11 protein-coding genes are annotated in these 12,114 nt (G+C 27.2%); 3 read left to right on the plus strand and 8 right to left on the minus strand.

What is annotated here, in order from left to right:
* Positions 1–359: 359 nt before the first annotated feature.
* The 3 genes from BT997_RS06300 to BT997_RS06310 are packed head-to-tail and all read left to right on the plus strand — an operon-like array spanning position 360 to position 3,381.
* Positions 360–1,580, plus strand: coding sequence for a molybdopterin molybdotransferase MoeA (locus tag BT997_RS06300; RefSeq protein WP_072680608.1), 1,221 nt, complete (start codon positions 360–362; stop codon positions 1,578–1,580).
* A 6-nt stretch (positions 1,581–1,586) separates the two neighbouring features.
* Positions 1,587–2,492, plus strand: a complete 906-nt coding sequence (locus tag BT997_RS06305; RefSeq protein WP_072681007.1) for a DMT family transporter — start codon at positions 1,587–1,589, stop codon at positions 2,490–2,492.
* Positions 2,485–3,381: a DMT family transporter gene (locus BT997_RS06310; RefSeq protein ID WP_083568516.1), complete on the plus strand. Its 897-nt coding sequence runs from the start codon at positions 2,485–2,487 to the stop codon at positions 3,379–3,381. The genes BT997_RS06305 and BT997_RS06310 overlap by 8 nt, the downstream gene beginning before the upstream one ends.
* Here the strand turns inward: BT997_RS06310 and BT997_RS06315 are convergent.
* From BT997_RS06315 to BT997_RS06350, 8 genes are all read right to left on the minus strand, one after another.
* On the minus strand, positions 3,370–5,028 hold the full coding sequence (locus BT997_RS06315) for a diguanylate cyclase (RefSeq protein WP_072680609.1): 1,659 nt from the start codon (positions 5,026–5,028) through the stop codon (positions 3,370–3,372). The two genes, BT997_RS06310 and BT997_RS06315, sit on opposite strands and share 12 nt — an antisense overlap.
* A gap of 50 nt (positions 5,029–5,078) precedes the next feature.
* Positions 5,079–5,966, minus strand: coding sequence for a neutral zinc metallopeptidase (locus BT997_RS06320; RefSeq protein WP_072680610.1), 888 nt, complete (start codon positions 5,964–5,966; stop codon positions 5,079–5,081).
* Positions 5,967–5,978: 12 nt separating this feature from the next.
* Positions 5,979–6,548, minus strand: coding sequence for a DUF922 domain-containing protein (locus BT997_RS06325; protein WP_072680611.1), 570 nt, complete (start codon positions 6,546–6,548; stop codon positions 5,979–5,981).
* Positions 6,549–7,694 carry an SO_0444 family Cu/Zn efflux transporter gene (locus BT997_RS06330; RefSeq protein WP_258239437.1) on the minus strand — a complete coding sequence of 382 codons (1,146 nt, stop codon included), beginning with the start codon at positions 7,692–7,694 and terminating at the stop codon, positions 6,549–6,551.
* Positions 7,695–9,092 (minus strand): DNA recombination protein RmuC, encoded by a 1,398-nt coding sequence (rmuC, locus tag BT997_RS06335; RefSeq protein ID WP_083568518.1) that lies wholly within the window; start codon positions 9,090–9,092, stop codon positions 7,695–7,697.
* Complete coding sequence (locus tag BT997_RS06340; RefSeq protein WP_072680612.1) at positions 9,092–10,333, minus strand: M48 family metallopeptidase; 1,242 nt, start codon at positions 10,331–10,333, stop codon at positions 9,092–9,094. The genes rmuC and BT997_RS06340 overlap by 1 nt, the downstream gene beginning before the upstream one ends.
* 58 nt (positions 10,334–10,391) lie before the next feature.
* Positions 10,392–11,417: a GGDEF domain-containing protein gene (locus BT997_RS06345; protein ID WP_072680613.1), complete on the minus strand. Its 1,026-nt coding sequence runs from the start codon at positions 11,415–11,417 to the stop codon at positions 10,392–10,394.
* Between the two features lie 230 nt (positions 11,418–11,647).
* On the minus strand, positions 11,648–12,010 hold the full coding sequence (locus BT997_RS06350; protein ID WP_072680614.1) for a YbgC/FadM family acyl-CoA thioesterase: 363 nt from the start codon (positions 12,008–12,010) through the stop codon (positions 11,648–11,650).
* Between the last annotated feature and the right edge of the window lie 104 nt (positions 12,011–12,114).

A 12,114-nucleotide genomic window follows, 5' to 3' on the forward strand; every position in this document is an offset into this window, starting at 1 on the left:
CTCCTTGAAAAATAAGTTACATTAGTTAAAGTCTTAGTAAATTTACTCTAGCTTATATATCGTATAACATATAGTTATCATAAGCAAAACTTAGAATTAATTTACAAAAACTTATACTTAACATAACGCCATATTATATAAGTTTTAGTTATATAATGATGGGAATATTATTACTATATTCTTGACTTAAGTCAATAAAATTTCTATAAAAATCTAAAGATTTGTCATTTTTGTGTCACTATATACACAATTGCTATTTCATTGCTATTTAAATACTAAAAAAAGCTCCATTAGCTTCTTTAAAGTTACTTTTTTTGATGACTGTGGTAATATTCACAGATCAATTATCGGAGTAAATGATGAGAAATTTTATAAATTATGATGAGTCTTTAAGAATACTAGATAGTATAAATTTTAAAGCAAAGACTAAGGAAAAGCTTTTTTTAATGAATGCTATTGGAAGAGTTTTAGCACAAGATATTATTGCAGATCACAATAGCCCAGAATTTCCCACTTCAGGAATGGATGGATACGCAATTAAGTTTGATAATCAAAAAAATAAAACAATTAAAATTATAGATAAAAATCCTGCGGGAACAGTTGTTGAATCTAAAGTAGAAGAAGGTGTATGTATTAAAACTTTTACAGGTTCATTAATGCCACAAGGTAGTGACACTTTGATACCTATAGAAAATGTTGAAGTGAAAAATGACACTATAATCATAACAAAAGAAGTACCTTTTGGTTTTGCTACTAGATCAGTTGGTGAAAACTATAAAAAAGATGAAATTCTTATAAAAGAAGGAACAATAGTTGGTTTCGCAGAAATTGGAGTATTAGCATCATTAAATATAACTCAAGTTCCTGTATATTGTATGCCCACAGTTGCAATTGCGAGTACAGGAAGTGAGATATTAGACTTAGGTGAAATTCAAACAAATGATGCACAAATTAGAAGTTCTAATCATCTTACTATTGAAGCGTTAGCAAAAAAAGCTGGTGCAAATACTTTACAAATGGGTATTGTTAAAGATGATATTGATTCAATAACACAATTACTTGAAACTGCTTTAGAAAAATCTGATATAGTTGTAACAACTGGCGGTGTATCTGTTGGTGATTACGATTTTGTTCAAGATGTAATAAAAGACAAACTAAAAGCAGAAGTTTTATTTCATGGGGTAACTATCAAACCAGGTATGCATTTACTTGCGGCTATTACAAATGGGAAGCTTATTATTGCACTTCCAGGTTTTGCGTACTCTTCAACTGTATGTGCTATTTTATACCTATTGCCAATGATTTACAAATATGAAAGAGCAAATAAACAACTACCAATTGTAAAAGCAAGGATAAATCAAGATTTTCCTTTAAAAATGAAAAAAACAATTTTTACTGCATGTAATGTAAAATATGAAGACAATGAATATAAAATTGATTTTGAAGGGAAAAAACAAGGTACAAGTGCAATTTTAACTAATATGTTAGAAAGCCCTGCTCTTTTAATTCAAAAAGAGCATAGTGAAAATATTAAATCTGGTGACTTAGTAGATATCCTACTTTTAAACGAATTGAAATAATATATGATGAGAACACAAAGAGTTTATCTATTATTAGCACTTTGTGTGCTTTTTTGGTCTGGTAACTTTATTATTGGACGATTTATAAGTACAACTGTAGAACCTTTAGAATTAGCCTTTTTTAGGTGGATATTTGTAGTAATTCTTCTAATACCAGCTTTTTTTATAATTGATATTAAAAAAGTTGTTTCTATTTTTAAAAAAAATTTTATACTTCTCTCTTTTTTGTCTCTTTTAGGGATTACACTTTTTAATACATTATTATACATTGCATTACAAACTACAACGGCAACAAATGCACTTTTAATTAATTCAATAGTTCCCATACTTATATTAGTGCTTTCATTTTTCATATTAAAAAGTAGAATTACAAAAGTACAAACTATAGGAATATTATTATCTACTTTTGGTGTAATTTTTCTTGTTTTAAAAGGAGATATATTTAATATCTTTGATATAGAGTTTACCACCGGAGATATGTGGGTATTATCTAGTTCTATATCTTGGGCAACCTATTCTGTTTTTGTAAAATTTAAACCAAAAGAACTTAGCCATTTAGAACTTTTTGTAATAGTTGTTTATGTAGGAACTATTTTATTTTTAATTCCTTGGTATTTATATCAAGGATATACATTAGAACATGAGTTAGAAGTATTAAAAAACAACTGGCATTTTTTTGTATATGTATCAGTTTTCCCATCTTTATTATCTTACTATTTTTGGCATACAGGTATTGATGAAATTGGAGCAGAAAAAACAGGTCAATTTACGCACTTGATGCCTATTTTTGGTTCCATACTTGCTTTTGTTTTTTTAGATGAAACTTTAAAATATTTCCATATGATTGGTGGAATTTTAATTGCAATAGGAATTTATCTTTCTTTATTTATGAAAAAGAAAACTAGTGAATAAAAATCTCTTTTATATACTAATGATATTTGCTATGATATTTTGGGGAGCATCATGGATAAATGTTAAGGTACTTTCAAATTATATAAATGAATATGAAGTTGTTTTTTTAAGAGTAGGAATTTCTCTAATCTCTATGATTCCAATTTTATTTTATTTAAAATTGAGTTTTAAAATAACTATTAAAACTGCTGTATTAGTACTATTTGCTTCTTTAGTTTTAGTACTTTATTCTATATTCTTTTTTCTTGGGGTAAAAAATGGTACTGCAGGGCTTGGGGGAGCATTAGTTACCACACTTATTCCTATAAATACCTTTATAATTATAGCTCTTATGCAGCATAAAATAATATCACTCAAACACTCTTTTGCACTGATTCTTGGTGGTTTTGGAGTATTAACTATGTTAAATATCTGGGAATTTAATATAAGTGATATTTTTTCAATACAAAATATCTATTTTTTATTAGCATCTTTTTTATGGCCAGCGCTTACTATTATTAGTTCTAAAGCTACTAAAACTAATCCTCTTATATTTACATTTTATGTATATATAGTCTCTTCAATTATTGTATATTTATTTTTTATAGATTATTCATTATTTGAAAAAATCATTAACTTTGACTATATTTTTTGGTTAAATATATTTGTCTTAAGTATATTAGCTACTACTTTTGCTACATCTATTTATTTTATTGGGATTGAAAAGCTTGGAACAAAAGAAGTTAGTTCTTTTATTTTTTTAGTTCCTAGTTCTGCCTTAGTATTTAGTGCCGTTTTCTTAGATGAGAAAATTACATTTAATACCTTACTTGGTACAATATGTACTGTTGTAGCAATATATATTTTAAATGATTTAAAAATCAATTTTATAAAAAAATTAATCCCTTAGAGTATCTTTTTTTGAAATAACTGCCCTATTTCTACCAAAATCTTTTGCTTCATATAAAGCATTGTCCGCAAGTTTATAAATATCATTTTGATTTAAAACACTTTCAGGTGAAACGATTTTTGTTCCAATAGATATAGTAATAAAGTTTGATACCTTATTTCCTTTATGTTCTATTTCTAAATTTTCAATGCTTTGTTTTAATTTATTAGCTAGAGTTTTTACTCCAGATATTCCTATTTTAGAAGTAATAATTCCAAACTCTTCTCCACCAAGTCTAAAAACAAAGTCATGGGCTCTATTTAAAGTATATTTCAATGAATTTGCAACTAACTGTAAAGCTTTATCTCCTGCATCATGTCCATAAGTATCATTATATTGTTTGAAATAATCTATATCAAGAACCATCAATATAAAATTTTCTTGATCTCTTCTAGCTCTTTTTAATTCTATTTCAAAAATATCATTGAAATGTCTTCTATTATATATTTTAGTTAAATAATCGGTAATTAAAAGTTCTGATATCTCTTTTTTATCTGTTATATCATTATAAATTGAAGTATATCCTGTGATATTTCCATTTTCATCTAAATTTGGAGTAATTGAATTTTCAACCCAAAAGGTTGAGCCATCTTTTTTTCTATTTTTATGTTCACCTTTCCAAAGCCTTCCTTTATTAATAGTTGACCATAATTCCTTAAATACATAACCTTCTGTATCAGGATGTCTAAAAATACTATGTTTTTTATCTATCAATTCATCTCGTAAATAACCAGTTAACTTACAATAGGCATCACTTACATTTACTATTTTACCTGTTAAGTCAGATATTGTAATATATACATTATCATTTACAATTCTCATATATTGATCAAGTCTTTTTTGTATATTCTTACTTTGAGTTATATCATGAGCTTCACATAAAATATGAGTAACATTTAAATCTCTATCAAATACGGGAGAAAAACAAAAATCTACTTCAATTTTTTGACCAGTAGTATCATAATAGTGTTTATTGTTTTTTAAAGAAGAACCCATTTTTACGATATTTATTTCTTCTCTTAAAATATCTTTTTCTTCTGAGGTACAATAATTCCACCAAGGCAAATCCCAGAAATATCTGTTGATTACATCCTGCTCTTTATATCCTGCAATTTCTAAAGAAGTTTCATTTGCTTTTATAAGTTTTCCACGATTATCTAAAAGAAGTATTAGATTAAAAGAGTTATTAAAAATAGAGTCTAAAACAGTATTTACATTGTTAAGTTTTTCATTTAAATTTTTTTGGTCAGTAATATCTGTAATATATCCATAATAAAACTTTGGTTTACCATCTTCATCTCTAATTATTTTAGTAGTATGACTAATCCAAGAAGTCATGCTTCCTTTTAAAACTCTGTATGGAGTATAGTTAAAAGTATCACCTTCTATTCTAGATATTTTAGAAGCTTCATCATTAAATTTTTTCAAATCTACTTTATGTATAAAGTCTTCATGGTGATATTTTTTATTAAGAAAGTCTTCTGATGTTTTTCCATAAATATTAATTACATTATCAGTTACATACTCTAATTCCCATAATCCATCATCTTTTTTTAAGATGAAAAATACAGTAGGACTTTCATTTAGATAATGTAATAGTTTATTCATGAAACTATGCTCTTTTCTATTTTATTCATATCAATTATATATGAAATAACTTAAAAAGTATCACATGATTCCAAATTAGCTTGAGTAAACCCTTTTCTAAACCATTTCATTCTTTGTGCAGATGAACCATGAGTAAATGCATCAGGAACAACATATCCTTGTGCTTTTTTCTGCAAAGTATCATCGCCAATAGCACTAGCTGCATTTAAAGCCTCTTCAATATCACCCTCTTCTAGAGAATTGAAATTTTTCATACTATAGTGAGCCCAAAGTCCAGAATAACAATCAGCTTGTAACTCAACTTTTACCTGTAAGGCATTAGATTTTTTTTCACTTCTAAAGTTTTGTTTTGCTTTTTGTACTTTGTCTAATGTACCAATAATATTTTGCACGTGGTGTCCTACTTCATGGGCGATTACATATGCTTGTGCAAAATCACCAGGAGCATCATGTCTTTGTGCAAGTTCATCAAAAAAAGATAGATCAAGATATATTTTTCTATCTGCTGGACAATAAAAAGGTCCTGTTTGAGCCGATGCAAAACCACATCCACTTCTTGTACTTCCTCTAAAAAGTACAAGTTTTGGGACTTGATAAGTTGCTCCATATTTTTTAAAAACTTCACTCCAAATATCTTCTGTTTGAGCTAATACAGCAGAAACAAATCTTGCACTTTTATCATCAGCATCTTTATTTACAACTTTTGATTGAGTAGAAGAAGGAGTAACAGAAGAGTCAAGCAAAGATAAAGGATTAAAACCAAAAAAGTAAGCGACAACACCAATAACAAGCACAATTCTACCTATTTTTGTACCTAAAAGTATTTTTACAATTGGTAATAGAGCCATCATGTTTCCACCACGACCTTTGCTTCCATAATTAGATGAATTTCTTCTATCTTCTATATTTGTGCTTTCTCTATTGTCTTCCCATTTCATTAAAAAAATCTCCTATAATAACTTTTCAGAACGAACACCTTCTAAAAACCCTTCATATGTTCGTATTTCATAATCTTTATTTTTTTTCTTATATTTTTTAATTATTCCACTTGCAACTCTTTTTGCATCTGTTTTTATTATCTCACAATCATTATTTAAAGGTTTTATTTTTATTAACTCTTCTTCTATCTCACTTGCAGCTTGAACTGCAAAATCACTATGTCTTTTTAGATAATCTTTTAAAATTATATAGTATCTATTAAAAACCTGTCTCGTTCCTTTAGGCGATTTGTAATTTTTAGCAAGTTTAGGGATATGATATACTACATCAACTTTTGTTTTTACTTCAGCAATAGAGCAAATACCAAGTCTTCTTTGTCGTTTATAGTAATATCTTATCTTCCAGTTTACAGTACCATGTCGTACGCTACCAAAAGATGAGATAGGAGAAGTTTTATCCATACTATCTTCTAATTTGTGTTTATTTGTAGGATAAATATTATAATACTTATAATTTGTAACGACCAAAGGTTTTGAAAATAAAACTGAACTAACTAAAAAAAGTATAAAGAATAATTTCATTTATACCTCACTTGAACTAGAACAACAGCTAGTTTCAGAAGAACAACAAGAACTTTTTTTACTAAAATAAGGTATTAACAAATAATAAAACATCAATAGAAGCATCAAAATAGAAGCTGTTCTATTTAAAATAGATAACTCATCCATATGATGAGATAAATTTAAGATCTCTAATTTATCAAAAATAGAATCAAATAAAAATCCAAATACTAAAGATAATATAGCAATTGTAGAGACATAAACTATTAAAGATGTACGTCCTAGCATTTTATACACAACACTCATAGTAACAGCACTTGTTGCTGGCCCTGCTGTTAAAAATATAAATGCAGCACCAGCACTCATCCCTTGTATCATAAATGCAGCAGCAATAGGCAATGATGCAGTTGCACAAGTATATAAAGGAATAGCAAAAAGAAGTATTACAAAATATGTTAAAATTTGATTTTCAAATAATAAAGAAGAATACTCTTTAGGTATAAAAGTAGTAAAAGCTGCTCCAAGTAAAAGTCCAATAAATAGTGCTTTGACCATATCTTCAAATAATGTAACATAAGCATATGAAAAAACTTTTTTAATAGAAAAGCTTTTCTTCTCATTTTTAGAGCTACACCCACAAGAAGAATCAGAGGAAGTATTCGTAGGTTTAGGAGTAAAACTATTTAAAGAAGTTGTAGAAGTACCTGTAGTAGAAAACATAGGTTTAAGAGATGTCTTCTCTTTTTTTATACTCTCTTTTTCTAGAAAATTTTGAACAAGTCCCACAGCTATTGCAATTATAATTGAACTTAGAACTCTAAAAATAGTAAAAATCAATCCAAAAAAAGAAAACGTAGCTAAAATAGAATCCACACCTGTTATAGGTGTAGAGATTAAAAAACTTTGTACCGCACCTTTACTGGCACCCTCTTTTCTTAAACCTTGTGCAATTGGAATAACAGAACAAGAACAAACAGGAAGAGGAATACCAAAGATTGTAGCTTTTATAATTGAACCCGTAGAATCTGTTCCAAGATTTTTTGATACAAAATCATCAGGTACAAGTTGTTTTAAAATACCTGCAAACAATAGTCCTACCATGATATAAATAGACATTGCATCAATTAATAAAAAATAATTATCAAAAAAACTTGTAATATAACTCACCTACTCTCCTAATAATCTTTGAGAATCAATTTTTTTCTTAGCTTTAACTCCAAGTTCAATAAACTCTTCACTACGTCTAAGAAGATTTCCCTTTCCTAGAGTTAATTTATTCATAGCATCATCATAAGCTTTTTGTGTTCTATTTATATTTAAACCAATAGATTCAATATCTGTAACAAAACCTGCAAACTTATCATAAAGGTCAGCAGCTTTTTTAGATATTACTAAAGCATTTTCATTTTGGTGTTCATATCTCCAAATATTCTCAACAGTTCTAAGTGTTGCAAATAAAGTTGAAGGAGAAACTAACATGATATTATTTTCAAAAGCTGTTTTAAATAAGTTGTTATCTTCAGAAGCAGCTAACATAAAAGCACCTTCAATAGGTATAAACATTAAAACAAAATCTAAAGTATTAACTGCATCTATATTTTCATAGTTTTTAATACTTAAACCTTTTATATGAGCATATATTGATTTTATAAGTTCTTTAGAAGCTAACTCTTTTTCTAACTCATCTTGAGCTTCTGTATACTTTAAATAAGCTATAAGTGACACTTTAGAATCAATCACAATATCTTTTTTTAAAGGAAGATGAACAATAACATCTGGTCTTAATCTCTTCCCATCACTATCAGTATATGAACCTTGTGTTGAATATTCTACACCTTCTCTAAGACCCGTTTGCTCTAAAATCTTAGATAAAATAAGCTCACCCCAATCACCTTGGGTTTTATTTTCACCTTTTAAAGCTTTTGTTAGATTTATAGCATCTTGAGAAATTTGATTATTTAAATCTTTTAAATTTTTTATTTCAGTAAGTAAAGAAACCCTCTGTTTTGTCTCTTCATTATAAATATCATCTACTCTTTTTCCAAAACTTGTAAGTTGCTCTTTAAAAGGAGTTAACATCGAAGTTAAGTTGTTAGTCGATTTTTTTGTATTTTCTTCAAATAACTTGTTTGAAAGGTTTTCAAACTCTACTTTTAGACTTTGTTTTGAATTTTCTAGTAGTTCTATTTTTTCTTTTAAATTTTGTTCTTTTATTTCAAACTCACTTCTCATTTGCTCTTTTTTATCTGCAAAAGAGTTTTTTAGAGATTCTTGTTGTAAGTTAGATGTGTTTTTTTCAAATTGTAAATTTTCATTGAAATTTGATTCTATTAATTCTATTTTATCTTCATAATTACTAGCTTGTGTATTTAAATCTTCTTCAAGCTTAGAAATAGACCCTTTCTGGTTTTCTATTAATGCATTATATGAATCTTTTGTAAGCTCAATTTTCTCTTCTAAAAGAGTTACCTTTTGTCTATAGATTATCCATAAAACTAATCCACCAACAATAAGACCAATCAGAAGAGCTACAATTGCGACTAAATTTGTATTATCTAAAGGCATTATTTAAATACGCTGTCTTTCAAGGCATCATCTAAATTTGCATGAACATCATAATCTAATTCTTTAAATCTTTCTACTAATGGAGGATGAGAATAATAAAAGAATATATAAATAGGGTGAGATAATGGAAATGATTTATTTTCATTTGCAAGCTTTAATAAAGCACTTACTAAATCCTCTTTACTTTGCATATTTGAGCCAAATTCATCTGCTGCATATTCATTATGTCTTGAGATTAAAGAGATTAAAGGCATCAAGAAAAATGAAAGAATAGGTGAAAAAATCAAAAACAGTACAATAATTGCATAAGGTTCATTATTTAAATTAAGTCCTAAAAACATTTCATCATTTAAATTCCCAAATATTGCAAAAAATATAAACATAACAACACCCATGATTCCAATATTTTTTAAGATATCCCCATTTTTAAAGTGTCCTAACTCATGTCCTAATACTGCAAGAAGTTCATTGTGACTTAATTTTTCAACTAAAGTATCAAATAAAACAACTCTTTTTGTACTCCCTAGACCACCAAAGTATGCATTTAATCTATTGTCTCTTTTACTTGCATCAACTGAAAAAACACCTGAACTTTTAAATCCAACTTCATCTAAAAGGTTTTCAATTTTAGTCTCTAACTCTTTATCTTTCAAAGATTCAAACTTATCAAACATCTTATCTCTAATAACAGGGTATAACATATTTATCAAAATAATTACTGCAAAAATAAAAACAAATCCCCAAATCCACCATGCATCAAAAGTACTAATAATCCACGAAATAGCAGCAATTACTAGTGAACCAAAAATTAAAAATAATACACCTGTTTTTATTGTATCTTTTATATATAATGAAGGTGTCATATTTGAAAAACCATATTTTTTATCTAGTTTAAAAGTTGAATGTAATTCAAAAGGAAGTCCTAAAATCCAATTAATAATAATAAATAAATCTATGAAAACAATAGCTTTAAGCCATCCTTGTTGAAAACTAGTAACAGAATCTAAAAATGACAATCCAAAAGAAAGCCAAAAAATAAAAAGTATAAAACTGTAAAAAGAAGCAAGTATTGCCATTTTCTCTTTTTCTATTGAATAATTTGCTGCTTCTATGTATTTATCTTGATCTAATATAATAGCTTGTAAGTTTTTTGCATTTTTAACAAAACCAATTTGCATAAAAGATGTATATACTGAAAATAGGAAATATAAACAATATCCTATAACAAAAATTTCTAACACACTAAATTCCTTTAAAATATAATATTTAACTTATATTTTATCGTTTTAAACTTGTGATTTATTGAATAATTAAATTATCTTCTTGATTAATATCAGCTTTAGATAAAATAACCTTGTTTCGGCCATTTCTCTTTGCTTCGTAAAGAGCTAAGTCTGCTCTATGTAGGATAGTTTCTAAATCAGGATCATCTGAGTGTAAAAGTGCAACACCAACACTTACCGTGAATTTGATTTTTTCATTTTTTGCAGTATGGTATTCAGTATTTTCTATTTCAAATCTAATATTTTCAGCAGCTTTTAAAGCCCCTCTTTCTGAAGTATTTGGTAAAACAGCAGCAAACTCTTCTCCACCTAATCTTCCAAAAATATCTGATTTTCTTAAAGTACCTTCTGTTTTTTTAGCCATTAATCTAATAACTTCATCACCAACAGAGTGTCCATATATATCATTTATCATTTTAAATTTATCAATATCTATCATTAATACTGCAAGTTTTTTATTCTCTCTTCTAGTATATGTAATCATAGGTGCACAAGATTCATAAAAACTTCTTCTGTTTCTAACCCCAGATAAAGAGTCTGTAGTAGCCAAAATTTCAAGTTTTACATTGATTTCATTAAGTTCTTTCGTACGTTTCTCAACAGCACTTTCTAATACTTTTTGATAATCTTTTAATCTTCTATCTAATGCATTTAATTTAATAGCTTCCAAAATAATAAGTTCAAAATCAACCCTATCAAATCTTCTTGGTATCATTTGATAAATAGAAGCAAGATTGATGATTTTTTCTAAAGATTCAACACTAACAACATCGTTAAATAAAATATTTTTAGTGTTTGGAGAGTTTTTACTTAGTTCGACAATAAAATCTTCACATTTCATACCTGATGTATCATTACCTACAATAGTAATTAAGATTTCATTTCCTGCAATTATATAATTATAACAACCTATTAATGCTTGTTCAGCATTAACATAGCTTTCTATAATATAATCAGAGTCTACGATTCTAGAAATTTTATTGTATAGTTCGTCAAGTATTTCAACATCACTTTCGATGCACGCGATGACATATTTCCCCATTAATTCTCCACTAAGTTTAAGCTAAGAATTCTATCAGAAGAAACTTTCAATGAAAATTAAGTGAATAAGTAAATTTAGTGTTAAATGTATACAAACGACTCATTTGTATAAGATATAGATATGTTAATAGTATTACATTAATATTATTGTGCAATTATTAAAAGAAGTTTAAGTAGCTTCAGACTACTTAAACTTGACTACTTGCAATATTAATTGTATTATTATTTTTTTTATTGAAAAATTTCTAAAATTTCTTTTGGAATTTTAAAAGGTTTGAAGTTTTTAAGATAAGCTAATTTAATTTTAGCAGTAAATAATAGCTCTTCCCCTCTAAAAATCTCATGAAATATCTCTATAGATGCACTCTTTTGAGAGACTATTTTTGATGTTACTTCTAAAACATCTGCAAAAGTAGCAGATTTTATATAATCAGCCTCAACTTTTTTAACTACAAAAAATTCATCACCATTGTGAGGAGATAAACCTTTCTCAAAAAATATATTACTTCTAGCTCTTTCACAAAATTTTAAATAGTTTGCATAATATACAACGCCACCAATATCTGTATCTTCATAAAAGACTCTTATTTTCATACTTATAAATCCCTTTAAATCGACTATTGGATTATATCAAGATTTATATTTTATATCCATATAAAAAATATTAAAACGGTAAAAAATGAAAGATAATTATTTAT

The sequence above is a fragment of the Arcobacter sp. LA11 genome, from assembly GCF_001895145.1.
Lineage (GTDB): Bacteria > Campylobacterota > Campylobacteria > Campylobacterales > Arcobacteraceae > Halarcobacter.

Coding starts and splice junctions, on each gene's coding strand:
- BT997_RS06300 (WP_072680608.1), top strand. CDS start 360: ATGAGAAATTTTATAAATTATGATGAGTCTTTAAGAATACTAGATAGT.
- BT997_RS06305 (WP_072681007.1), top strand. CDS start 1,587: ATGAGAACACAAAGAGTTTATCTATTATTAGCACTTTGTGTGCTTTTT.
- BT997_RS06315 (WP_072680609.1), bottom strand. CDS start 5,028: ATGAATAAACTATTACATTATCTAAATGAAAGTCCTACTGTATTTTTC.
- BT997_RS06320 (WP_072680610.1), bottom strand. CDS start 5,966: ATGAAATGGGAAGACAATAGAGAAAGCACAAATATAGAAGATAGAAGA.
- BT997_RS06325 (WP_072680611.1), bottom strand. CDS start 6,548: ATGAAATTATTCTTTATACTTTTTTTAGTTAGTTCAGTTTTATTTTCA.
- rmuC (WP_083568518.1), bottom strand. CDS start 9,092: ATGCCTTTAGATAATACAAATTTAGTCGCAATTGTAGCTCTTCTGATT.
- BT997_RS06345 (WP_072680613.1), bottom strand. CDS start 11,417: ATGGGGAAATATGTCATCGCGTGCATCGAAAGTGATGTTGAAATACTT.
- BT997_RS06350 (WP_072680614.1), bottom strand. CDS start 12,010: ATGAAAATAAGAGTCTTTTATGAAGATACAGATATTGGTGGCGTTGTA.